This is a genomic window from Streptomyces sp. NRRL F-5630 (assembly GCF_000719475.1).
Lineage (GTDB): Bacteria > Actinomycetota > Actinomycetes > Streptomycetales > Streptomycetaceae > Streptomyces.
Genome location: NZ_JOGO01000087.1, coordinates 1 through 23,220, shown reverse-complemented (window position 1 = coordinate 23,220; position 23,220 = coordinate 1). Strand labels below are relative to the sequence as shown.

22 protein-coding genes and 1 riboswitch are annotated in these 23,220 nt (G+C 73.5%); of the genes, 11 read left to right on the top strand and 11 right to left on the bottom strand.

Annotated elements, in window-relative coordinates; genetic code table 11:
* Nucleotides 1–64 precede the first annotated feature (64 nt).
* From IF99_RS0126975 to IF99_RS0126965, 3 genes are all read left to right on the top strand, one after another.
* Nucleotides 65–313: a hypothetical protein gene (locus tag IF99_RS0126975; RefSeq protein WP_031000369.1), complete on the top strand. Its 249-nt coding sequence runs from the start codon at nt 65–67 to the stop codon at nt 311–313.
* Between the two features lie 376 nt (nt 314–689).
* Complete coding sequence (locus IF99_RS0126970; protein ID WP_078655299.1) at nt 690–1,523, top strand: SDR family NAD(P)-dependent oxidoreductase; 834 nt, start codon at nt 690–692, stop codon at nt 1,521–1,523.
* Between the two features lie 254 nt (nt 1,524–1,777).
* Nucleotides 1,778–2,620, top strand: a complete 843-nt coding sequence (locus tag IF99_RS0126965; RefSeq protein ID WP_031000365.1) for a helix-turn-helix transcriptional regulator — start codon at nt 1,778–1,780, stop codon at nt 2,618–2,620.
* 184 nt (nt 2,621–2,804) lie between these two features.
* Here IF99_RS0126965 and IF99_RS0126960 read toward each other — a convergent pair whose 3' ends face one another.
* From IF99_RS0126960 to thrC, 5 genes are all read right to left on the bottom strand, one after another.
* Nucleotides 2,805–3,605, bottom strand: coding sequence for a helix-turn-helix transcriptional regulator (locus tag IF99_RS0126960; protein ID WP_031000363.1), 801 nt, complete (start codon nt 3,603–3,605; stop codon nt 2,805–2,807).
* Nucleotides 3,606–4,035: 430 nt separating this feature from the next.
* Entirely contained in the window at nt 4,036–5,658 is a 1,623-nt protein-coding gene (gene groL, locus IF99_RS0126955; RefSeq protein WP_031000361.1) for a chaperonin GroEL, read from the bottom strand.
* A gap of 444 nt (nt 5,659–6,102) precedes the next feature.
* Entirely contained in the window at nt 6,103–6,306 is a 204-nt protein-coding gene (locus tag IF99_RS0126950; RefSeq protein ID WP_008747198.1) for a cold-shock protein, read from the bottom strand.
* Between the two features lie 470 nt (nt 6,307–6,776).
* Nucleotides 6,777–7,055, bottom strand: a complete 279-nt coding sequence (locus IF99_RS0126945; RefSeq protein WP_031000360.1) for a MoaD/ThiS family protein — start codon at nt 7,053–7,055, stop codon at nt 6,777–6,779.
* 46 nt (nt 7,056–7,101) lie between these two features.
* Nucleotides 7,102–8,397: a threonine synthase gene (thrC, locus tag IF99_RS0126940; RefSeq protein ID WP_031000358.1), complete on the bottom strand. Its 1,296-nt coding sequence runs from the start codon at nt 8,395–8,397 to the stop codon at nt 7,102–7,104.
* Between the two features lie 14 nt (nt 8,398–8,411).
* Nucleotides 8,412–8,567: riboswitch (SAM riboswitch) on the bottom strand.
* A 220-nt stretch (nt 8,568–8,787) separates the two neighbouring features.
* Between thrC and IF99_RS0126935 the strand changes: the two genes are divergently transcribed.
* Together IF99_RS0126935 and IF99_RS0126930 are read left to right on the top strand one after the other, a co-directional pair.
* The gene (locus tag IF99_RS0126935; protein WP_031000356.1) at nt 8,788–9,738 is read left to right on the top strand and encodes a glucosyl-3-phosphoglycerate synthase; all 951 of its coding nucleotides are present in this window, start codon (nt 8,788–8,790) and stop codon (nt 9,736–9,738) included.
* 179 nt (nt 9,739–9,917) lie between these two features.
* Nucleotides 9,918–11,360 carry an alpha,alpha-trehalose-phosphate synthase (UDP-forming) gene (locus IF99_RS0126930; RefSeq protein ID WP_031000354.1) on the top strand — a complete coding sequence of 481 codons (1,443 nt, stop codon included), beginning with the start codon at nt 9,918–9,920 and terminating at the stop codon, nt 11,358–11,360.
* A 40-nt stretch (nt 11,361–11,400) separates the two neighbouring features.
* On the opposite strand, the gene otsB is transcribed toward IF99_RS0126930, so the two are convergent.
* Together otsB and IF99_RS0126920 are read right to left on the bottom strand one after the other, a co-directional pair.
* On the bottom strand, nt 11,401–12,261 hold the full coding sequence (otsB, locus tag IF99_RS0126925) for a trehalose-phosphatase (protein WP_031000351.1): 861 nt from the start codon (nt 12,259–12,261) through the stop codon (nt 11,401–11,403).
* A 31-nt stretch (nt 12,262–12,292) separates the two neighbouring features.
* Complete coding sequence (locus tag IF99_RS0126920; RefSeq protein ID WP_031000349.1) at nt 12,293–12,685, bottom strand: DUF3263 domain-containing protein; 393 nt, start codon at nt 12,683–12,685, stop codon at nt 12,293–12,295.
* Between the two features lie 106 nt (nt 12,686–12,791).
* Here IF99_RS0126920 and IF99_RS0126915 point away from each other — a divergent pair, with 106 nt between their 5' ends.
* The 3 genes from IF99_RS0126915 to IF99_RS0126905 all read left to right on the top strand — a co-directional run bounded on the left by IF99_RS0126915 (nt 12,792) and on the right by IF99_RS0126905 (nt 16,058).
* Nucleotides 12,792–13,724: an ROK family protein gene (locus IF99_RS0126915; protein ID WP_031000347.1), complete on the top strand. Its 933-nt coding sequence runs from the start codon at nt 12,792–12,794 to the stop codon at nt 13,722–13,724.
* Nucleotides 13,724–14,896 carry an N-acetylglucosamine-6-phosphate deacetylase gene (gene nagA, locus IF99_RS0126910; protein ID WP_031000345.1) on the top strand — a complete coding sequence of 391 codons (1,173 nt, stop codon included), beginning with the start codon at nt 13,724–13,726 and terminating at the stop codon, nt 14,894–14,896. The genes IF99_RS0126915 and nagA overlap by 1 nt, the downstream gene beginning before the upstream one ends.
* A 211-nt stretch (nt 14,897–15,107) precedes the next feature.
* On the top strand, nt 15,108–16,058 hold the full coding sequence (locus IF99_RS0126905) for a 1-phosphofructokinase family hexose kinase (RefSeq protein WP_031000344.1): 951 nt from the start codon (nt 15,108–15,110) through the stop codon (nt 16,056–16,058).
* Nucleotides 16,059–16,071: 13 nt separating this feature from the next.
* Here the strand turns inward: IF99_RS0126905 and IF99_RS0126900 are convergent, their stop codons facing one another.
* Both IF99_RS0126900 and IF99_RS35860 read right to left on the bottom strand, forming a co-directional pair.
* Nucleotides 16,072–17,088 carry a CBM35 domain-containing protein gene (locus tag IF99_RS0126900; protein ID WP_031000342.1) on the bottom strand — a complete coding sequence of 339 codons (1,017 nt, stop codon included), beginning with the start codon at nt 17,086–17,088 and terminating at the stop codon, nt 16,072–16,074.
* A 170-nt stretch (nt 17,089–17,258) separates the two neighbouring features.
* Nucleotides 17,259–19,229, bottom strand: coding sequence for a sensor domain-containing diguanylate cyclase (locus IF99_RS35860; RefSeq protein ID WP_031000340.1), 1,971 nt, complete (start codon nt 19,227–19,229; stop codon nt 17,259–17,261).
* Nucleotides 19,230–19,789: 560 nt separating this feature from the next.
* Here IF99_RS35860 and IF99_RS0126890 point away from each other — a divergent pair.
* Nucleotides 19,790–20,299, top strand: coding sequence for a flavin reductase family protein (locus tag IF99_RS0126890; RefSeq protein WP_031000338.1), 510 nt, complete (start codon nt 19,790–19,792; stop codon nt 20,297–20,299).
* A 38-nt stretch (nt 20,300–20,337) separates the two neighbouring features.
* Here the strand turns inward: IF99_RS0126890 and arfB are convergent, their stop codons facing one another.
* On the bottom strand, nt 20,338–20,769 hold the full coding sequence (gene arfB / locus IF99_RS0126885; RefSeq protein WP_031000335.1) for an alternative ribosome rescue aminoacyl-tRNA hydrolase ArfB: 432 nt from the start codon (nt 20,767–20,769) through the stop codon (nt 20,338–20,340).
* Between the two features lie 220 nt (nt 20,770–20,989).
* On the opposite strand from arfB, the gene IF99_RS0126880 reads away from it, so the two are divergent.
* Nucleotides 20,990–21,565, top strand: a complete 576-nt coding sequence (locus tag IF99_RS0126880) for a TerD family protein (RefSeq protein ID WP_031000334.1) — start codon at nt 20,990–20,992, stop codon at nt 21,563–21,565.
* 103 nt (nt 21,566–21,668) lie between these two features.
* On the opposite strand, the gene IF99_RS0126875 is transcribed toward IF99_RS0126880, so the two are convergent.
* Nucleotides 21,669–22,547, bottom strand: a complete 879-nt coding sequence (locus tag IF99_RS0126875; RefSeq protein WP_031000332.1) for a prephenate dehydratase — start codon at nt 22,545–22,547, stop codon at nt 21,669–21,671.
* Between the two features lie 91 nt (nt 22,548–22,638).
* Between IF99_RS0126875 and IF99_RS0126870 the strand changes: the two genes are divergently transcribed.
* On the top strand, nt 22,639–23,217 hold the full coding sequence (locus IF99_RS0126870) for a GNAT family N-acetyltransferase (RefSeq protein WP_031000330.1): 579 nt from the start codon (nt 22,639–22,641) through the stop codon (nt 23,215–23,217).
* Nucleotides 23,218–23,220 lie beyond the last annotated feature (3 nt).

Sequence of the window (23,220 nt, the reverse complement as noted above, 5' to 3'; positions counted from 1 at the left end):
ATCCGGACCCCACCCCTCCGTTCCCCCCTTCCAGTGGGCCCCCCGGTGCCGTAGCGTCTCCGGTATGCGTATCACCGCCCCCCGTCTCTACGGCGGCCTCGCGGCGCTCGGGGTCCTCGTCGTGCTCGCGCTGCTCATGTGGCCGGTGGGCGGGAGCGGTTGCGGGAGTGTGCTGGGGACCGGCGAGTCCGGTGGGCCCACCGCGAGCGCGTGCAACGCGGATCATCACCGGCAGGCCAACCTCGCCCTCGGCTTCGCCGTGCCCACGCTCGTCCTGGGCGGCCTCTACCTCCGCGCCCAGCGCCGCCGCTGACCCGCCAGCGCCGCCGCTGAACCCCCGCGCTCGGCGCCGCCGCTGACCCGCGCCGAGGCACGCGCCGCCCTTGCCGCCAGGCAGACCGCACACCCCGCCCCGCGCTCCCGCGCTCTCGCGTCGCCCGGACGCGCTCCAGCCCGCCCCCCAAGGCGCACCCACTCCGCGCCCCCAGCCGCACCACCTTCCCGCGAACCCCGCACCCCGCACCCGGCCCGCTTCCCCTCCCCTCCCCGGGCCCCGCCCCTCCCCTCCCCTCCCCTCCACAAGGGGGGACTCCCGGTCCCCGGATGAGTGCGGCCTTCATCCCCCTCGCCCCGCCGGGCACTCTCGATGGCGTCAGCGCATTCCCGCCCGCGTCTCTACGGAGCACCCCATGAGCGACACCCGCGCCCCTCACGAAGCCGGCACCGCCGCGACCCCCGCCCCCAGTGCCCCCACCCCCGGCGCGCCGTCCCCCAAGATCACGCTCGTCACCGGCGCCAACCGCGGTCTCGGCAAGGAGGCCGCCCTGCACCTGGCCGCCGCCGGGCAGGACCTTCTCCTCACCTACCGTTCGCACGCCGACGAGATCGAAGAGGTGCTCGCCGCGGTGCGCGGGCTGGGGCGTACGGCCGTGGCGTTCCGGCTCGACACGACCGAGTTCGGCACGTTCCCCGCCTTCGTCGCGGACGTGCGGGCCGCGCTCGGCGAGCACTGGGGGCGGGAGACCTTCGACCACCTCCTCAACAACGCGGGCTCCGCCGCGCTGGCACCCGTCGCCGAGACCACGGCGGAGCAGCTCGACAGCATGTACGAGGTCCACTTCAAGGGCCCGTACCTGCTCACCCAGGCGCTCCTCCCGCTGCTCGCCGACGGCGGCCGGGTCCTCAACGTCTCGACCGGCCTGACGCGCTTCACGCAGTCGGACGCCGCGCCGTACGCCTCGATGAAGGGCGCCGTGGAGGTCTTCACGCGCTACCTCGCGAAGGAGCTGGGCCCGCGCGGTATCGCGGTCAACGCCATCGCCCCCGGCGCCACCGGGACCGACTTCGGCGGTGGCTACCTGCGGGACAGCGCGCAGGTACGGGAGGGGCTTGCGAGCGTCACCGCGATGGGGCACGTCGGCGACCCGGTCGACATCGGCGCGGCCGTCGCCTCGCTCCTCGCCGACGGCACCCGCTGGATCACCGGGCAGCGCATCGAGGCGAGCGGCGGCATGCTGCTGTGAACCCCGGCCGGAACGGGGCCGGAAGCCTCCCGCCCCACCCCGACGCCACGCGCCTCCCGCCCCACCCCACGGACACGCACCTCCCACCCCACCCCTTGGGCACTCCGGCCCACCGTGACGGTGCCTCGCGCCCTCCCGGCAGTGCTCCGCCCCCTCCCGGTGGCCCTCCCTCCCGTCGTACGGGCGCGAGGGCCCCCGCCCGACCGGCATCATCGATGCCAGGACCGTCAGGGACGCCCCCGAGGAGGAACACCGTGGACCGGGCCCAGCTCGCCGACTTCCTGCGCACCCGCCGCGCCGCGCTGCAACCCGAGGACGTCGGGCTGCCGCGCGGCCCGCGCCGCCGTACCGGCGGGCTGCGGCGCGAGGAGGTGGCGGCGTTGTGCGAGATGTCCGCCGACTACTACACGCGCATCGAGCAGGAGCGCGGGCCGCAGCCATCCGAGCAGATGCTCACGGCGATGGCGCGCGGGCTGCGCCTCACGCTCGCCGAGCGCGACCATCTCTTCCTCCTCGCCGGACACAACGCCCCCGCCCGCACGAGCCGTACGGACCACATCACGCCGGGCCTCATGCGCATCCTCGACCGCCTGGAGGACACCCCCGCGCAGGTCGTCTCGGGTGTGGGCGAGACGCTCAAGCAGACCCACGCGGCGACCGCGCTGCTCGGGGACCAGACCCTCTTCACCGGTCTGGAGCGCAGCATCACGTACCGCTGGTTCGCCGTGCCCGACACCGTGCGCCCGCTCTACCCGGCGGAGGACCACACGCTGCGCGGCCGCTTCTTCGCCTCCGAGTTGCGCGAGGCGTACGCGCGGGAGGGGAAGGGCGGGCGCGCGGAGGAGATCGCGGAGGCGCTGCTCGCACGCAGCGAGGAGTTCGCCGCGCTGTGGGCGGCGCACGAGGTCGGCCTGCCGCAGACCGAGGCGAAGCGGGTGCGTCACCCGGATCTCGGAGTGCTCGACCTGTACTGCCAGGTACTCATCGACCCGGCCCAGTGGCAGGCGCTCCTCGTCTACACCGCGACCCCCGGCACCGACAGCCACGAGAAGCTCCAGCTCCTCAACTCCCTCCCGGCCCGCGCCCCGGGAGCCTGAGCACGACCCCTGGGCGGGGACTCCTGGGCGACGGCTCCTGAGCGACGCCCTCTCAGCGGACGGCCACGGGACCGGCACCTCCCGGAACCGGCACCTCCCGGAACCCGCAGCTCCCAAGCCGACCGCTCCCAAGCCACCCGCCCAAGCCACCCGCCCCCAAGCCCCCCGCTCCCGACCCGACGCCTCACAGCACGCCCGTCTCCCGCGCCCGGAGCACCGTCGCGAGCCGGTCCCTCGTCCCGAACTTGCGGTAGAGGTGGGCGAGGTGGCGGTGGACGGTGCGGGGTGAGATGCCGAGACGCTGCGCGATGGCGCTCGCGGTACGGGCCTCGGCGAGCAGGGTGAGGACGGTGATCTCGCGCGGGGTGAGCCCGAGTTCGGCGGCGCGTTCCTCCCGTACCGCCGCTGCTTCCCGGCCGCCGGGAGGTGTGCGCCAGGCGCGCAGGTGGCCCGCGTGGGCCTCGACGGCGGCGAGTACGGGCTGGGCGCGGCGGGCGTAGGCGAGGTGGGCGGGGGTGAAGGGGTGGCGGCCCGTGCGGTGGAGGAGGCAGCCGTTGATGGTGCCCTTCTCGGGGTGCGGGAGCGGCAGGGCGAGGATGTCGGTGGAGCCGAGCGCGTCGCGCAGGTGCCCGGCGGGTGGGGCGTGGCGCCACGCGTGGGCTCCGGCGGTGGCGCGCGCGGTGAGGGGTTCGAGGGGGTGGCCGGCGGTGTAGTGGTCGACGAAGGGATAGCCGGTGCGGATCACGTCGAGCTGGTCGGGGCCGAGGAGGTGGTGGGCGGGGCCCTCGGGGGTCCAGAGCCGGACGGTGCCCTCGCCCGGTGCCCACTCCCCGGCCTTGCGGACGGCGAGATCGGCGTCGAGCGTGTCGAGCAGGGTGGCGAAGGCGAGGTCCCACAGCTGTTCGGGGCGGGTCTCGTGGAGGGCCGCGACGGCGAGTTCGAGCAGCCGGGCGAGCACGACCGGGTCCACGTCGGCTCCGTCCATCGCGCCGCCCTTTCCGTGAAGTCCGTGAAGTCCGCGAGTTCGCGCGGCCCTTGGCGCTCGCGGCCGTGTGGGTGAGTACAAGTACTCATACCCTGTCGCGCTCGCTCAGGGCATCCTGTCCCGGTGACGACCGTCCGGAACGGGGCGGTGGTACCGGGCTGCCCGCCCGCGCCGGATTCGGGGGAAGCGACGCGGGCGCGCCCGGCACGACCGCCGTCCCCGGGGGAACGCGGACGGTCGGCCACACGACGAAGCGGCACCTCCTGGACCGGGAGGTGCCGCTTCTCCGTGTAGGGGGGCAGGACCGGGCGCGGCCCCGTACCGTCGAGGCCCCCGTAGGCCCCCGCACGCAGCCGGGGCCCGCACGTCCGAAGACGTACGGGCCCCGGGGAACCCTCATCCGAGTCCGGCCGTGCGGCCGGGAGCCGGATCAGAAGTCCATGTCACCGCCGGGCATGCCGCCCGGAGCGGCCGGGGCGGCCTTCTCCGGCTTGTCGGCGATGACGGCCTCGGTGGTGAGGAAGAGCGCGGCGATGGAGGCCGCGTTCTGGAGGGCGGAGCGCGTGACCTTGGCCGGGTCGAGGATGCCCTCGGCGATCATGTTCACGTACTCGCCGGTCGCGGCGTTGAGGCCGTGGCCGACCTCAAGGTTGCGGACCTTCTCCACCACGACGCCGCCCTCAAGACCGGCGTTGACGGCGATCTGCTTGAGCGGGGCCTCCAGGGCGGTGCGGACGGCGGCGGCGCCGGTCGCCTCGTCGCCCTCGAGCTCCAGCTTGTCGAAGACCGCGGTGGCCTGCAGCAGGGCCACGCCACCACCGGCGACGATGCCCTCCTCGACGGCCGCCTTGGCGTTGCGCACGGCGTCCTCGATGCGGTGCTTGCGCTCCTTGAGCTCGACCTCGGTCGCGGCACCGGCCTTGATGACGGCGACGCCACCGGCGAGCTTCGCCAGGCGCTCCTGGAGCTTCTCGCGGTCGTAGTCCGAGTCGCTGTTCTCGATCTCGGCGCGGATCTGGTTGACGCGGCCCGCGACCTGCTCGCTGTCGCCGGCGCCGTCCACGATGGTCGTCTCGTCCTTGGTGATGACGACCTTGCGGGCGCGGCCGAGCAGCTCGATACCGGCATTCTCCAGCTTGAGGCCGACCTCCTCGGAGATGACCTGGCCACCGGTGAGGATGGCGATGTCGCCGAGCATGGCCTTGCGGCGGTCGCCGAAGCCGGGGGCCTTGACCGCGACGGACTTGAAGGTGCCGCGGATCTTGTTGACGACCAGGGTGGAGAGCGCCTCGCCCTCGACGTCCTCGGCGATGATCAGCAGCGGCTTGCCGGACTGCATGACCTTCTCCAGCAGCGGAAGGAGGTCCTTCACGTTGCTGATCTTGGAGTTCGCGATGAGGATGTACGGGTCGTCGAGCGACGCCTCCATACGCTCCATGTCGGTGGCGAAGTACGCCGAGATGTAGCCCTTGTCGAAGCGCATACCCTCGGTGAGCTCCAGCTCCAGACCGAAGGTCTGGGACTCCTCGACGGTGATGACGCCTTCCTTGCCCACCTTGTCCATGGCCTCGGCGATGAGCTCGCCGATCTGGGTGTCGGCGGCGGAGATGGAGGCGGTGGAGGCGATCTGCTCCTTGGTCTCCACGTCCTTGGCCTGCTCCAGGAGCGCGCCCGAGACGGCCTCGACGGCCTGCTCGATGCCGCGCTTCAGGGCCATCGGGTTGGCGCCGGCGGCCACGTTGCGCAGGCCCTCGCGGACCAGGGCCTGGGCCAGGACGGTCGCGGTCGTCGTGCCGTCACCGGCGACGTCGTCCGTCTTCTTCGCGACCTCCTTGACCAGCTCGGCGCCGATCTTCTCGTACGGGTCCTCGAGCTCGATCTCCTTGGCGATGGAGACACCATCGTTGGTGATCGTGGGGGCGCCCCACTTCTTCTCCAGGACGACGTTGCGGCCCTTGGGGCCGAGGGTCACCTTGACGGCGTCGGCGAGCTGGTTCATACCGCGCTCAAGGCCGCGCCGCGCCTCCTCGTCGAACGCGATGATCTTGGCCATGTGAAGTGGTCCTCCCAGGACACGGGGTGGGCTGAGGGACCGTGGTGGCGCCCGCGACGGACGGCCTGGGACCCGCGCCGAATTCCTTGCCACGGCGGGGCTCCGGGCCTCACCGACCCGGTCTCTCTGTCACTCTCACCATCAGAGTGCTAACGCTAATGATTAGCACTCTCCCCCACCGAGTGCAAGCCACTTGAGTGCGTCCTGCCCGACCCGTACCCGTCCCAAGCCACCCGCACGTGTCAGCGCGCGGGCGCGACGGTGACGGACGGGCGGCGTGCCCGGGGACGCGGGCGGGCGGCGGGCGGGTGGGCACGGGCGGGCCGACGGCGGGAGCGCACGCGCGGCGAGGGCCCGCCCCCGTCCCCGGGTGCGGGCCCTCGCCCGTGCTCGTCATGTCGTGCCGTACGCGGCCGTGCGGCCCCGTACCGGTCGGAGCGCTGTTCAGGCGGCAGCGCGGACCATGTCCGCCTGCGGGCCCTTCTGGCCCTGCGAGATCTCGAACTCGACCCGCTGACCCTCCTCCAGGGTGCGGTAACCGTCCATCTGGATCGCGCTGTAGTGGACGAATACATCCGCACCACCGTCGACCGCGATGAAGCCGTAGCCCTTCTCCGCGTTGAACCACTTGACGGTGCCCTGAGCCATGCCTAACTCCCCTATTACTGGCCCTTGCACAGGAACGCACTTCGCGCACCCGGGTCAGACCTCACCCCCGCGGGAATCTTGGGGGGCGTGCGCCGGAACGCGTCGACCGCCGCTGAATGTATCTGCCCAACTGCCGTCCGCAACAGGTCAGTCGGACGAGAATTCGGCCGGGAGCGCATCCCGACATGGCCGGAGGATTCACGGGACTTCCGGACACGTCGGGCCGGGCAAAAGGAACGCAAAGCCGCAAAGAGGCGGCGCGGAAAGCGGAATTGGTTCCCGGGATTCCGGCAGGGGCGCGTGCGGCACCGGGGATTCCTGGGGCCCGCCGTGAAGAAAGGGGCGGAGCAATACCCCGACTCTACTCCTTCGAATCCCATGGAATTGCCCCCTCCGCATGTGGTGCGGAGGGGGCGGGAACGAAGTGGGGGAAGCGGGCGGCCCCGAACGGCCGCCGCGCGGGCGCGGGGTCAGCAGCCGCCGGCGACGGCGGGGATGATCGAGATGCCCGTGCCGTCCGGAGTGGCCGTGTCGAGGCCCTGCTCGAAGCGGATGTCGTCGTCGTTGACGTAGAGGTTGACGAAGCGGCGGAGCTTGCCGTCGTCGTCGAGGACGCGGGCGGAGATCCCGTTGTGCTTGCGCTCCAGGTCGGCGATGACCTCGGCGACGGTGGCGCCCTCGGCGGGGACCTCGGCCTGGCCGCCGGTGTAGGTGCGCAGGATGGTCGGGATACGAACGGAAACGCTCATGGCGTGGCCTTTCTCGGGCAGCGCGGAAAGTTCGGGGGGACGGGGCTCAGCCCGCGAGACCGGCGGCGCGGAAGGCGTCCAGGTCGGGGCGGATCGTCGCGGTGGGCCCGGTGGTCGGGGCGACCGCGTCCAGGGTCTTGAGGCCGTCACCGGTGTTGAGGACGACGGTGGTCAGGGCGGGGTCGAGCTGCCCGTTCTCGATGAGCTTGCGCGTGACACCCACCGTGACGCCGCCCGCCGTCTCGGCGAAGATGCCCTCGGTGCGCGCGAGGAGCTTGATCGCGTCCACGACCTGCTCGTCGTCCACGTCCTCGACGGCGCCGCCCGTGCGGCGGGTGATGTCGAGCACGTACGGGCCGTCCGCCGGGTTGCCGATCGCGAGGGACTTCGCGATCGTCTTCGGCTTCTGCGGGCGCACGACGTCGTGCCCGGCCTTGTAGGCGGTCGAGACCGGCGAGCAGCCCTCGGCCTGCGCGCCGAAGATCTTGTACGGCTTGTCCGCGACGAGACCGAGCTTGATCAGTTCCTTCAGGCCCTTGTCGATCTTCGTCAGTTGCGAGCCGGAGGCGACCGGGATGACGATCTGGTCGGGGATTTCCCAGCCGAGCTGTTCGCAGATCTCGTACGCGAGGGTCTTCGAGCCCTCGCCGTAGTACGGGCGCAGGTTGACGTTGACGAAGCCCCAGCCCTCGCCGAGCGGGTCGCCGATCAGCTCGGAGCAGAAGCGGTTCACGTCGTCGTACGTGCCCTCGATGCCGACGAGCTCGCCGCCGTAGACGGCGGCCATGACGACCTTGCCCTGCTCCAGGTCGTGCGGGATGAAGACGCAGGAGCGGAAGCCGGCGCGGGCGGCGGCGGCGCCGACGGCGCCCGCGAGGTTGCCCGTGGACGAGCAGGACAGGGTCGTGAAGCCGAAGGCGCGCGCGGCCTCGACGGCGATCGCGACGACGCGGTCCTTGAAGGAGTGCGTGGGGTTCCCGGAATCGTCCTTGACGTAGAGGCCGCCGGTGACGCCGAGTTCCTTGGCGAGCCGGTCCGCCTTCACGAGTTGCGTGAGTCCGGGGTTGGTGCTGGGGTGGCTCGCCACGTCGGCGGGCACGGGCAGCAACGGTGCGTAGCGCCAGATGTTCTTGGGGCCGGCCTCGATCGCGCGGCGCAGTTCCTCGACGTCGCCGGAGGGCAGTTCGTAGGCGACCTCGAGCGGGCCGAAGCAGCTCTCGCAGGCGAAGACCGGGCCGAGCGGGAAGCGCTCGCCGCACTCGCGGCACGAGAGCGCGACAGCGGGGCCGAGGTCGACGGCGGAGGTGGTGTTCTGCGGGATTTCGGCGGCTTGCACAGCCATGGGGAGGCCCTTTCTCCTCATCTTCCCCGCGGCGCGTTTCGCCGCGAGACGGAATTGGCACCTTCCCGAGCCAGGGCCTTCGGTGGCGGTATGGAGAAACCGCGCGGAGACTGGCTGGAGGGTTGCCGGGGCTTCAACGGGCCGTATCCCTCTGCCCCTCTGGATGAGCGTTGTGGCACCCGGGCTTCGGGCCCGGGGCGTTTGTGACACAAGGTGACAGCGCACCCCGACATGGGATGGTCACCCGCGTTGTTCAAGACTGTAACCGAAGCCCTGGATCGTGGAGAGAGCCGTCCGTACGCCGAGATGAAGGTCTCATCGGCGTCCTCCGCAAGGGGCGGCAGTCGAAGGGCCCCGGCCCGGGTCCGCACGCACGAGGGGACAGACGCCGTGATCGAAGAGGTGGAACGCTGGCTGGAGCACCGCTCCTGGACCGCGGACGAGTGGCCCGTGGAACGGCTCGCCGCGCTCAAACGCGCCACGGGGGCCTCGGTGGCCGTCGTCCTCCCCGCGCTGAACGAGGAGGAGACCGTCGGTGCGATCGTCGACGTCATCCGGCGTGAACTGGTCGAAGCGGTCCCCCTCGTCGACGAACTCGTCGTCCTCGACTCGGGCTCCACGGACCGCACCGCCGACCTCGCGCGCGCGGCCGGGGCGCGGGTCGTGCACAGGGACGCGGTGCTGCCGCGGCTGCCGGCCGTGCCGGGCAAGGGCGAGGTGCTGTGGCGCTCGCTGCTCGCGACGGACAGCGACCTGATCTGCTTCGTCGACGCGGACCTCAAGGACTTCCGGTCCGCCTTCGTGACGGGCATCCTCGGCCCGCTCCTCGCCGAGCAGGACGTGCACCTCGTGAAGGCGATGTACGACCGCCCGCTCGGCTCCGCGGCGGGCCAGGGCGGCCGGGTCACGGAACTCATGGCGCGCCCGCTGCTCAACATGCACTGGCCGCGGCTCTCGGGCTTCGTACAGCCGCTGGGCGGCGAGTACGCGGGGCGGCGCTCCCTGCTCGAACAGCTGCCGTTCCCCGTGGGGTACGGGGTCGAGCTGGGGCTCCTCGTGGACGCGCTGCACACGGTGGGACTCGACGGGCTCGCGCAGGTGGACGTCGGGGTGCGGGTGCACCGTCACCAGGACGGGCAGGCGCTGGGCCGCATGGCGGCGACGATCTACCGCACGGCGCAGGTACGGCTCGCGCGCGGTCACCTCCTGCGACCGGAGCTGACGCAGTTCGACCGCTTGCCCGAGGGCGGTTTCGCGGCGCACACGCATCCCGTGGACACCGAGGAACGGCCGCCGATGCGGGAGATCCCGGAGTACACGCAGCGGAGGGCTGCGGCCTGAGCGCGGGCCGTCGGGGCACGGCGGGACTCCGCCCGGGGACGACCGGGCGGAGCGGGGGGTGTGCTCCGCGCGCGGAGCCGGGTCGCGCCGGGGCGGCGGAACATGGCGGTGGGGGGCGGATGCCGACTCCCGACCAGTGCGCACGTTTGAGCCCATGATCCCGAGGCGAGGAATTCATCATGCCTACTGACGACCCCACCCGCCCCACCGGCACCGGCACCGGTACCGCCGTCCTCCTCGCCTCCAACCGCGGCCCCGTCTCGTACGCGTTCGACGCGCACGGCGGGCTGACGGCCAAGCGCGGCGGCGGAGGGCTCGTCTCGGGGCTCTCGGCGATCGGGCCCGAGGTCGACGCGGTATGGGTGTGCGCGGCGCTGAGCGACGCGGACCGCGAGGCGGCCCGCCGCTCGGGCGCGGAGCTGGACCCGGCGGACACGGGCGGGCGCCGCGTCCACATGCTGGGGATCGACCCGCGCACGCAGCACGAGGCGTACAACGACATCGCCAACTCCGTGCTGTGGTTCGCCCACCACATGCTGTGGCAGACCCCCCTGGAGCCCGCCTTCGGCCCGGAGTTCCGCGCGCGCTGGGCCTCGTTCGAGTCGTACAACCGCGCCTTCGCCGAGGCGCTCGCGGCGCAGGCGGCCGAGGGCGCGGCGGTGCTCGTGCAGGACTACCACCTCGTGCTGGTGCCGGGGATGCTGCGCGCGCTCCGGCCCGATCTGCGCATCGCGCACTTCTCGCACACGCCGTGGGCGCCGCTCGACTACTACCGGCTGCTGCCCGACGACGTGGCGGAGCAGGTGCTGCGCGGGATTCTCGGCGCGGATCACGCGGGTTTCCTCACGCGCCGCTGGGCGGACGCCTTCACGGCCTGCGCGGACTCCCTCGTCGGCGGTACGGGCCGCACCGAGGTCGCGGTGCACGGGCTCGGCGCGGACGCCGACTTCCTGCGCGAGCGCGCCCACCAGGAGGACGTGGACGAGCGGATGGCGGCGCTGCGGCGGGAGATCGGCGGCGAGGGGCGGCGCACGATCGTGCGGGTGGACCGCACGGAGCTGTCGAAGAACATCGTGCGCGGGCTCCACGCCTACCGGCGCCTGTTGACGGACCGCCCGGACTGGCGCGGACAGGTCGTGCACCTCGCCTTCGCGTACCCGTCGCGGCAGGATCTGGAGGTGTACCGGGCGTACACGGCGGAGGTGGAGCGGGTCGCGCAGGAGATCAACGACGAGTTCGGCACGGCGGACTGGACGCCCGTTCTCCTCAAGGTGGACGACGACTTCGCACGCTCGCTCGCGGCGTACCGCCTCGCGGACGTCGCGCTGGTCAACCCGATCCGCGACGGCATGAACCTCGTGGCGAAGGAGGTCCCGGTCGTCTCGGACGCGGGCGTGGCGCTCGTCCTGTCGCGGGAGGCGGGGGCGTACGAGGAGTTGGGCGCGGACGCGGTGGTGGTGAACCCGTACGACGTCTCGGCGACGGCCGAGGCCCTGCACACGGCGCTCACCCAGGACCCGGAGACGCGGTCGGCGCGCACGAAGCGCCTGGCGGAGGCGGCGACGGCGCTGCCGCCGGCGCGGTGGTTCATGGAGCAGTTGGAGGCCCTGGGCGGCGCGTAGCGCCTGCGGGGGCCTGCCCCGGGGCCCCCAGGTCACCCCCTCACGCCAGCGCCTCCCCCAAGGCCGCCAGGAACGCGACGACTTCCTCCGGTCCTCCCGTGAGGGGGAGGTCGGCGCGCGCGGTGAGTTCGGGGACCTCGGTGCCGGAGGCGAGGAGGAGGCCGGGGCGGGCGGGGCGGCCCGCTTCGACGGCGGCGTAGGCGGCGAGGTCACCGAGGTCGTCGCCCGCGTAGAGGACGGAGGCGGCTCCTACCTCGTCGAGGTAGGTCGTGAGGGCCTTGCCCTTGTCCATGCCGGGCGGGCGCAACTCCAGGACCATGCGGCCGGGTTCGACGATGAGACCGTGGCGTTCGGCGAGCGCCGTGAGCGGGGCGAGCAGTGCCTCGTACGCGCCCTGCGGGTCCTCGGCGCGGCGCGTGTGCACGGCGACGGCCTGGCCCTTGTCCTCGGTCCACAGGCCGGGGAAGTCCCCGTTCCGCTCCAGTACGGCGGGGAGTTCGGCGCGCGCGGCGGTGAGCCCGGGGGGCGGGGGCGGGGCGGTGAGTTCACCGCTCGCGGCCTCCCAGCGCTCGGCGCCGTACAAACCGAGGACGACGAGGTGTTCGAGGCCGGGGACGTTCGCGAAGCCCCCGTAGCGGACGGCGATCTCGGCGGGGCGCCCGGTGACGACGGCGATCGCGCGGACGTGCGGGGCGAGGCGGGCGAGCGCGTCGACGGCGCCGGGGCGGGCGCGGGCGGAGTCGGGGTCCGGGACGATGTCGGCGAGGGTGCCGTCGAAGTCGAGTGCCACGACGGCGGCCGAGGGCTGGTCGAGAACGGCCCGCAGCCCCACCCGCCCGGCCTCGGTCACGGGCTCGGGGAGCGGGGAACGGGAGGAGTGCGAGTCAGGCGCTGCGGTCATGCGCCGACTCTAGGCCCTGCCGGCGCCCGCCTCACCGCTCCGCCCGGCGTGCCTCCCGTACGCGGCGCAGGCGGTGCACGGTCACGGGGGCGTGCGCCTCGGCGGCGGGGTCGTCGAGGAGGGCGTTGAGGAGTTGGTAGTAGCGGGTCGGTGACATGCCGAGGCGTTCGCGGACGGCCCGCTCCTTGGCCCCCGGCCCGGCGAAGCTCTCGCCTTCGAGCGCGAGGACGTCCCGGTCGAGAGGGGAGAGCGGGGCCGGCCCGGACCGGGCGGCGGGGGACTCGCGTACGGTCCCGTCAGCCTCGGCGCCGGGCCCCTCGGCGCCGGGCCCCTCGGCCCCCGCCTCACGTACGGGCTCCTCGGTTTCCGCCTCGCGGAGAGGCTCCTCGGCCCCGGCCTCCCCTGTCGCTTCCTCGTCGTTCATTCCCCGCAGCCTAGGACGCCGCTCCGACACTCTCCGGCCGCGTCCCGGCAACTTCGCCACGCGAATGGACTAGACCTCTCGCAGTTGAGACGCCAAACTGTTTCACGTGAAACATGTCATCGCCCTCGATGTGGGCGGCACCGGGATCAAGGCCGCCCTGGTGGGGGCGGCGGGTGAGCTGCTGCACGAGGAGCGGCGGCGCACCGGGCGCGAGCAGGGGCCGGGGGCGGTGGTCGAGGGCATCCTCGCCTTCGCCGCCGAGTTGTTCGCGTACGGCCGCGAGCGGTTCGGCGAGGGGGCGAGCGCGGTCGGGATGGCGATCCCGGGCGTGGTGGACACCGAGGGCGGGATCGCCGTCTTCTCGGCGAACCTCGGCTGGGAGAACGTGCCGCTGCGTGCCCTGCTGAGCGAGCGGCTCGGGGGTGTCCCGGTCGCGCTCGGCCACGACGTGCGGACCGGCGGGATCGCCGAGGGGCGGCTCGGCGCGGGGCACGGCTCCGACCGGTTCTTCTTCCTCGCTCTCGGTACGGGCATCGCGGGCGCGTACGGCATCAACGGGGTCATAGAGCCGGGCGCGCACGGCTCGGCCGGTGAACTGGGGCACGTCGTGGTGCGCGCGGACGGGCCGCCGTGCGGCTGTGGGCAGCGCGGCTGCCTGGAGCGGCTCGCCTCGGCCTCCGCCGTCACCGCCGCGTGGGCGAAGGCGAGCGGGGACCCGGAGGCGAGCGCGGCGGACTGCGCGAAGGCCGTGGTCGCCGGGGACCCGCGCGCGCTCGCCGTGTGGGAGGAGGCCGTCGCGGCGCTCGCCGACGGGCTGCTCATCGCCGTCACCCTGCTCGACCCCCGGACGCTGATCATCGGTGGCGGGCTCGCCGAGGCCGGGGAAACCTTGTTCACACCGCTGCGCGCGGCCGTCGCCGAGCGCGTCACCTTCCAGGCGCTCCCCGAGATCGTGCCCGCCGCGCTCGGGGACACGGCGGGCTGCCTCGGGGCCGGCCTGCTCGCCTGGGACCTACTCGCCACGGAGGTAAGCGCCTGATGGCTGCCAGCACCGAGTACACCGTCCTGACCGGCGCCACCGTGGTCCTGCCCACGGGACAGGTGCCGGACGGCAGGCTCGTCGTGGCCGGGGAGCGGATCGCGGAGCGCGCTCCCGAAGGTGCCCCGGAGACCGATCTGAGCGGGCACTGGCTCGTGCCCGGCTTCGTCGACCTCCACAACCACGGGGGCGGCGGGGCCGCGTTCGGCGCGGGTGGCGTCGAGGACGTACGGACGGCGCTGCGCACGCACCGCGCGCACGGGTCGACGACGGTCGTCGCCTCGACCGTGACGGGCGAGCTGGACGCGCTCGCGGAGCGCGCGGGGCTGCTCTCGGAGCTCGCGGAGGACGGTGAGCTGGCGGGCATCCACTTCGAGGGGCCGTTCATCTCGCCGTGCCGCAAGGGCGCGCACAGCGAGGCGCTGCTCCGCGACCCGGACCCGGCGGAGGTCGCGAAGCTGCTCGCGGCGGCGCGCGGGCAGGCGCGGATGGTGACGCTGGCGCCGGAGCTTCCGGGCGGCCTGGACTCGGTGCGGCTGCTCGCGGAGCAGGGCGTGATCGCGGCGATCGGGCACACGGACGCGACGTACGAGCAGACCGTGGAGGCGATCGAGGCGGGCGCGAGGGTGGCGACGCACCTGTTCAACGCGATGCCGCCGCTCGGTCACCGCGAGCCGGGCCCGGTCGCGGCGCTCCTGGAGGACGAGCGGGTCACGGTCGAGCTGATCAACGACGGCACACATCTGCACCCGGCGGCGCTGGAGCTGGCCTTCCGTCACAAGGGGCGGGACCGGGTGGCGTTCGTGACGGACGCGATGGACGCGGCGGGCTTCGGGGACGGGCGCTATCTGCTGGGGCCGCTGGAGGTCGATGTCGTGGACGGGGTCGCGCGGCTGACGGAGGGCGGTTCGATCGCGGGCTCGACGCTCACGATGGACCGCGCCCTGAAGCGGGCCGTGACGGTCGACGGGCTCGGCATCGAGGCGGCGGTACGGGCGCTGAGCGCGAACCCGGCGCGCCTGCTCGGCCTCGCGGACCGCGTGGGCTCCCTGGAGCCGGGCAAGGACGCGGATGTCGTCGTGCTCGACGCGGACTTCGACGTGGTGGGCGTGCTGCGCAAGGGCCGGTGGATCGTGGCGCCCGAGCCGGCGACCGCGGCGACACGGGGCTGAGCGGAGGACGGCAGCGGGGCGGCCCGCACGGGCCACGGAGCACCACTCGCCCCCGGCGCGCGCCACCCGTTCTCCCGTACCGCCAGCACTCGCTCCCGCCCCGTGGTCCGCTCGGTTCCCGCCTCTGGGCGGGCGGGGTGCGGCTTTGGCATGATCGGACCTCGTGCCGGTGCCGGGAGGCGCCGGGCCGTGAGGGGGAGGGGGTGCGCGGATGCTGCTGACCGTCACGCTCAATACCGCGCTCGACCTGACGTACCGCGTCCCCGCGCTCGTGCCGGGGGCGAGTCACCCGGTGCGCGAGGTGAGTGAACGCGCGGGCGGCAAGGGGCTCAACGTGGCCCGGGTGCTCGGTGCGCTCGGGCGCCGCGTCACGGTGACGGGGCTGTGCGGGGGCCCCACCGGGGAGCGCGTACGGGAGTTGCTGGCCGGGGCGGACGGGGTCACGGACGCGCTCGTGGAGACCGCGGAGCCGACGCGGCGCACGGTCACGGTGACGACGGAGCCGCGAGGGCGCGTCGTCTCGCGGGCGGCGGCGCGGACCGCGGCGACGGTGCTGCGCGAGCCGGGGCCGCTCGTCTCGGCGGCGGAGTGGGGCGCCTTCCGGCAGGTGTACGCGGGGCTGCTGCCCGCGGCGACGGCGGTCGCGCTGTGCGGGAGCCTGCCGCCCGGGGTGCCTGTGGGGGCGTACGCGACGCTGGTACGGGAGGCGCGGGCGGCCGGGGTGCCCGTCGTCCTGGACACGAGCGGTGAGGCGCTGCGCAGGGGTGTCGCGGCGCGTCCCGACATCCTGAAGCCCAACGAGGACGAACTCGCCCAGCTCACCGGGTCCCGCGAAGCGGCCCGCGCGGCCCGTGACGCCCGCCGCCGGGGGGCGGGCGCCGTGGTCGCCTCGCTCGGCGACCGGGGCCTGCTCGCCGCGACGCCCACGCGGACGTGGCGCGCGGCGCTCCCGCGCCCGCTGCCCGGCAACCCGACCGGCGCGGGCGACGCGGTCGTCGCCGCCCTCCTCGTCGGCCTGGCCGACGCCCAGCCCTGGCCCCTCCGCCTCACCCGCGCGACCGCCCTGGCGGCGGCAGCGGTCTCCTCGCCGGTGGCGGGGGAGTTCGACGCCCGGGTGTACGCGGAGCTCCAGGGCGAGGTGAGGGTGGCGGAGGTGGGGTGAGGGTCCCGGGCCCCTACTTCGTCACGTGCCCCGCCTTCAGCCACACCCGGTCGAAGTTGGCGTCGCAACTGTCTCCCTCGTCGCACGAGAAGGAGATGGCGTTCGTGCCCTTCGTCAGGTTGGTGAAGACGTAGGAGGTGGTCCAGCCCTTCTCCCAGTCGCCCTCGGGGGCCTGCGCCCAGTTCTTCAGGGAGAGGTCGCGGCGGTCGCCGCCGTTGACGTAGAGGCTGGCCTTCTGGTCCTTGCCGGGCACGCCGTAGTCGAGGAAGACGGTGTACTCGCCGGCCTTCGGGACGCTGACGTTCCAGGTGAGTTTCGCGCCGGGCTTGTTGAAACCGGCGACGTAGCCGCCGCCGTCCGCCTTGGCGCCCTCGACGTCCGAGGCGACCGTGGGGCCGCCCGAGAGCTGGAGGGTCTTCGCGTCGGCCTTCGGGAGTTCCTCCGGCTTCTTCGACGCGTCCCCGCCGGGCTGCTTGTCGTCGTCCTCGCCGCCCTGGCCCTGCGAGGCCGTGGCGCTGGGCGCCGAGTCCTTCGCGTCCTGCTTGTCGTCGCCCGAGCCGCCGGTGACCACCGCCACGGTGATGCCCACGGCGACGGCGCACACCACCGCGACCGCGCCGATGAGCAGACCCTTGTTGTTGGGCCCGCGGCCCCGGCCGCCGCCCTGGCCGCCCGCCGCGCGACGGCCGCCGCCGGGCGGGGGCCCGCCGGGCAGGTTCTCCGGCGCGGCGTAGTGCGCGTTCTGCTGCGCGGCGTACGCGGCCGTCGGGGCGCCCTGCTGCGGGGCGCCCTGCCAGCCCTCCTTGGGCGGGTACCCGTACCCGTACTGCCGCTCGCCGACCGGCCTGACCTGGTGGTACGAGCGCGGGCCCGGGTAGCCGTAGCCGCCGCCGGAGGGAGGGCGGGCCCCGGCGGACTGGCCGTCGGCGTACAGGTAGCCGAAGGGGTCGTCCTCCTCGGTGCCCGCTGCCCCCGGGTTCTCGCCCTCGGGCGGGTTCGCACCGTTGTTGCCGGGGGGGCCGGGGGTCATCGCTGGCTCACTCCTTGAGGTGCTGGAACTGACGTGCTGGGACGTGCTGGTCGCGGTACGGCTGGCGTACCGGGGGCGCGCGAGCGGCACCGCCCGGTCCCGGCGAGCCTACCCGCTCCGCCTGGGCCCACCGCGTGGCCGGGACCACACTGTGCCCGGGGGCGTGCGGGTCAGATCGCGCGCCGGTGCTGCCGCGAGCGCGAGCGCTTCTCGATGTACATCCGCTGGTCCGCCGACTGGAGGACTTCCTCCGGGCTCTCGCCGCAGCGCGCCCAGCCGATGCCGAAGCTCGCCCCCACCCGTACGGAACGCCCGTCGGCCCTGATCGGTTGCGTGATCGCGGTGCGCAGTCGTACGGCGAGGTCCTCGGCGTCGCTGCGGCCGACGCCGTCGGCGAGCACGACGAACTCGTCCCCGCCGAGTCGTGCCACGGTGTCCCCGTCCCGCACCCCGCCGCTGAGCCGCCGCGCGACCTCGATGAGGACGGCGTCCCCGACGTGGTGGCCGTAGCGGTCGTTGATCGGCTTGAAGCCGTCGAGGTCGCAGAAGAGCACGGCGAGGCCCTTCACGCCGTTGTCCGGCATCCCGTCGGGGGGCGGGGCGACGGCGTGCGTGTGCGTCGCGTAGCCGCCGGGCGGGGCGGCGAGGTGCGCGGCGGGGTCCTGGCCGAGGTCGTACGTGTGGCCGCCGGAGTCCGTCACGGGGTGCGGCGTGTACGGGTTCGGCGCCTCCTGGGGCGCGTAGGCGTTCGGCGCCTCGTGGGGCGGGTACGGGTTCGGCGCCTCGTGGGGCGCGTAGCCGTTCTGTGCCTCCTGCGGCGGGTACGGGTTCGGCGCCTCGGAGGGCTGCCGCACCTCGGTGCCGTACCCGGTCTCGCCGCTGTACGGGCCGTAGGCTGCGACGCCGCCCGTCCCGTAGGGCTCACTCGCGTAGTGCGCCGCCGCGTACTCCTCGTAGCTCTGGTAGTTCTCGTGGCGCGCGGAGGCGTCCGGGCGGTGGTCGCCGTAGGCGGCGTCGAGGCTCTCGACGGGGGTCGGGGGCCGGGACGAGGGGCGTTCGCAGAGGCGCGCGGCGAGGCGGGAGCGGAGTTCGGCGCTGTTGGGGAGGCCGGTGAGGGCGTCGTGGCTGGCGCGGTGGGCGAGGTGCAGTTCGCGGCGCTTGCGGTCCTCTATGTCCTCGACGTGCGTGAGCAGGAAGCGCGGGCCGTCCGCCGCGTCGGCGACGACGGAGTTGCGCAGGTGCACCCACACGTAGCTCTCGCCGCTCTTCTCGCGGCGCCGCAGCCGCAGTTCGGTCCGCCCGCCCTCGGCGGAGGTGCGCAGCAGGACGCCGACGTCCTCGGGGTGGGCGAGGTCGACGAAGGACCAGCGGCGCAGCGCGGAGGAGGAGCGGCCGAGGAGGCGGCACAGGGCGTCGTTGGCGCGCAGGACGCGGCCGTGGTGCTCGCCGCCGAGTTCGGCGATGGCCATGCCGCTCGGCGCGTACTCGAAGGCCTGCCGGAAGGATTCCTCGCTCGCGCGCAGCGCCTGCTGCTCGCGCTCCAGGCGGACGAGCGCGCGCTGCATGTTCGAGCGCAGGCGGGCGTTGGCGATGGCGGTGGCGGCCTGGGCCGCGTACATCTGGAGCGCCTCGCAGCCCCAGGCCCCGGGGCGGCGGCCGTCGCGTGGGCGGTCGACGGTGATGATGCCGACGAGGTCGCCGGCCTGGCCGGGCTCGTACATCGGGGCGAGGAGCTGGTCCTCGGGGTGCCATTCGTCGGCGAAGCGCGGTTCGGGGCCGGGGGTGTACCAGGTCGGTATGCCGTCGCTCTCCAGCTGGCGGGCGATGTCGTGGCGCAGGAAGCGCAGCGCGCCCCACTGCTCCCCGGCGGCGAGGCGGCGTTCCCAGGCGGTCCGGGAGCCGACGCGGCCGGTCAGGAAGGTGTCGGCCGCCTCGCTCCCGGAGAACGCGGCGACGACGAGGTCGCCGTCGGGCTGGACGATGTTGACGGCGGCGAGTTCCCAGCCGATGCCGTTGACCACGCCGTCGACGACGGCCTGGAGGGTGTCGGCGAGGCTGCGGGCGGTCGCGAGGTCGGAGACCGCCTGGTGGAGCTGGCGCATGGTCGCAAGACGGACGTAGGGCTCCGACTCGGTCTCCATGCTCGTCTACTCCTCGGGGCCTCGACAGCGACTCCAGGACGCGCGCCGCCCCCGGACCACCGGCGGCACGGATCAGAACCCGACGATCCGGGCCGCTGATCGTCCGATCACATCAGCACATTGGCCACTCCCCCACTGAATCACAGTGAGCTGTTCGCCCGGTACACACGGTCAACTAAATGTGAGTGCTGTGACTCAAGTCACAGCGAAATCTGTGGCCTCATGCGCACTCTCTGTACGCCGCCTGTGCGTTTTCGACCGCTTCCGCATCGCTTGGCGACCTCTCGCGACTCCCGCGGGCACACGCCTCGTCCCGCGCGCGCGTTCCCTCCGCCGACGGCCGCACGCACACCCGGTGCGGTCTCAGGACCTGTCTACGATCGCGCCTCTGCCGCGTGGCGGCCCTGCGGGCGACGGGGCGAGATCGAGGACAGGTCCTAAGACTCCCGTTTCGGCCGCTGGTCCGATGCGGGGAGCGCTACCGGCGAGTTAGCGTGCATGACGTGTTCAGGACCGACGCCCCATCCCCCGCCGCCCCCGTCATCCCTCATGCTGTGGAGGTGAGTGACGAGGAGTTCAAGGCCGCGCTCAGCCGGCTGGCGGCCGGAGTCGTCCTGGTGACGGCCCACGAGCCGGAGACCGACCCGGACGCGCCGCGCGGCGACGACGCGGGGATGACGGCGACGGCCTTCCTCTCCGTCTCCCTCGACCCGCCGCTCGTCATGGTGAGCCTGCGCTCCGGCTCCCGGATGGACGACCTCCTCGACGAACAACCCCTGTGGGGCGTCTCCCTCCTCACCCGCAGCCAGCGGCACATCGCGGGCCGCTTCGCGATGCGCGGCCGGGTCAGCGACCGCCTCCTCTTCGAGGACCTCCCCTACCGCCGCGGCGAACACACCGGCGCCCCCCTGATGGGCGGGGCGCTCGCCACGCTGGAATGCCGCACCGAACAGCGCGTGGAGGCGGGCGACCACACCCTGGTGATAGGCCGCGTGCTCAGCGCGGACCTGCCGAGCGAGGGCGGAGAGCCCCTGGTGTACTTCCGGGGGAAGTACCGGGGGCTGGAGTAGGGGCGGGCGGGGGCGGAGCGGCTCCTCGCGGACGCGCGCTACCCCCAGTCCTTGCCCGACCTGCCCCTCTTCCGCTCCCCCCGCTGCTTCTTCTCCCGCAGGCGCCGCTCGTTGATGCCCTTGGGGATCTTGCGCGCGCGGCGGGCCGCCGGGGGCGGGGCCGTCGCCTCGGCGAGGAGCGCGGTGAGGCGCGCGGCGGCGAGTTCGCGGTTGCGCCACTGGGAACGGTGCTCGGAGGCGCGCACGGCGAGGACGCCGCCGTCGCGCAGGCGGGGAGCGAGGCGTTCGAGGGCGCGGGCCTTCCACACCTCGGGCAGCGCCTCGGTGGCGGCGAGGTCGAAGAGCACCTCGACCTGCGTGTCGGAGGTGTTGACGTGCTGGCCGCCGGGCCCGGAGGAGCGCGAGAAGCGCCACTTCAGCTCCGCCTCGGGCAGGACGACCGAGCCACGGATGACATGGGGACCGGACATGCCTCCATGGTCGCGCGTCCCCGGGCGTGCGGCACCCGCATTTCACGCCGGGGGCGCGCGGGAGGGGCGCGCGAGAGCCGTCCGCGCACCGGTCCGCCGAGATTCGTAAAGAAAGCAAAGGAGGCCGGAACCTTGGCAACGTGCCCCCGCGTTCATAGAAATGACGACGGTTCCGCCGAAGGCGCGGGACCGTGATCGTTCGACGAAAGGGACACATCCCATGGCTGTAAGCCTGTCCAAGGGCGGCAACGTCTCGCTGACGAAGGAGGCCCCGGGCCTGACCGCCGTGACAGTCGGCCTCGGCTGGGACGTGCGCACCACGACCGGTACGGACTTCGACCTCGACGCCTCCGCGATCGCGGTGAACACGCAGGGCAAGGTCTACTCCGACGCCCACTTCGTGTTCTTCAACAACAAGCAGACCCCGGACCAGACGATCGTCCACACCGGCGACAACCGCACGGGCGAGGGCGAGGGCGACGACGAGGCGATCAACGTCAACCTGGCGGGCCTGCCCGCCGATGTCGACAAGATCGTCTTCCCCGTCTCGATCTACGACGCCGAGACCCGCAACCAGAACTTCGGCCAGGTCCGCAACGCCTACATCCGCATCGTCAACCAGGACGGCGGCACGGAGATCGCGCGCTACGACCTCTCCGAGGACGCGGCGACCGAGACCGCGATGGTCTTCGGCGAGCTGTACCGCAACGGCGCGGAGTGGAAGTTCCGCGCCGTGGGCCAGGGTTACGCCTCGGGCCTCGTCGGCATCGCGCAGGACTTCGGCGTCAGCGTCTGACACGACGCGTGAGGGGCGGGGGTACGGGCACGGAACGGCCGCCGCCACGGGCACGGCTCGCTCCGTCCCGTACCGCCGCCCCGCCGGTACCCCCGGCCGCGCGTTACCCCCGCTCCTCCGTCGGGCGGTGCAGTTCCTCACGGAACGTGTGCGCCGGGTACACGCCGAGTTCCCGCAACTCGGCCGAGAAGAACGACAGCTCCTCCAGGGCCCGCACGAAACCGGGGTCCTCGGGATGCCCCTCGACGTCCACGTAGAACTGGCTGGCGTAGAAGCTGCCGCCGAGCTGGTAGGACTCGATCTTCGTGAGGTTGACGCCGTTGCTCGCGAAGGCGCCGAGCGCCTTGTAGAGCGAGGCGGGGATGTTGCGCGTGCGGAAGAGCAGGCTCGTGACGTAGGGGACGCCCTCCACGCGCTCCGGGCGCGGGGTCTCGTCGGCGCGGGCGAGGGCGAGGAAGCGGGTCGTGTTGTGGTGCTCGTCCTCGACCTGCTCGGCGAGGACCTCCAGCCCGTAGAGGCCGGCGGCGGCCGGGGGCGAGAAGGCCGCGTGCGCCGGATCGCCCAGCTCGGCGATCTCGCGCGCCGCGCCCGCCGTGTCCTCGGCGACGCGGGCCGTCCAGCCGTGCTCGCGGGTGATCTTCCGGCACTGGCCGAGCGCCTGCACGTGGCTGCGGACGACCTTGACGTCCTCGACGCGCGCGCCGGGCGGGCCGAGGAGGTCGAAGTGGATGGGGTGGAAGTACTCGGCGAACATCCGCAGCCCCGAGGAGGCGAGCAACTGGTGCACGTCGGCGACCCGGCCCGCCGAGGAGTTCTCGATCGGGATCAGCGCGACGCGGGCCTCGCCCTCGTGCACCGCCTGCAGGACGTCCTCGAAGGTCGCGCAGGGCAGGGTCGGCACGCCCGGAAACATCACCGCGCTCACGGCGGCGGAGTTGGACCCTGGTTCACCTTGGTACGCGACGGCGGAAGCGCTGCTCATGGTGCCAACGTACCGAAACCGGGTGGGGCGACGCGGCGCTGTCCACGTGGTGAGGCGCCGGACGCCGGTACGGGGACCTACGCTCCGCCCCATGCTCATCGAAACGCTTCTGCCCGCGGCCGACGACCCGCTCGCGCTGCCCGCCCCCGTCCTGCTCGAACTGACCGAGCTGTACGCGTCGGACAAGGAGTTCCAGCAGCTCGGCGGTGACTTCCCCGACCCGGAGCACATCCGGCCCGAGCAGGTCGCCGCCTCGCTCGCCGAGGAACTCTCGCACCCCGACGCGGAGATCCTCCTCGCCCGCTCGCGCGGCCGGCTCGTCGGCCTCGCCACGACCCTGCGCCACCACCCCTCGCGCCCGGACGACGCGGACCCGTGGATCGGCCTCCTCATGATCGACGGCCGCGCCCGCCGCGAGGGCCACGGCCGCCGCCTGGCCCACGCCGTCGAGGACCGCTTCCGCGAGGAGGGCCGCACGGGCGTCCGCCTCGCGGTCCCGCCCGCCAACGCCACGGCGCTGGCCTTCTGGACCGCCCTCGGTTACGAGGTCATCGACGAACGCCCCGACCCGCGGCGGGGACGGCCGACGTACGTGCTGCGCAAGGACCTGCTGGGAGAGGCGGGGACGGAGACGGGCGGTTCGGCGGGCGGCGCGGGGCGGGAGGGGTAGGGC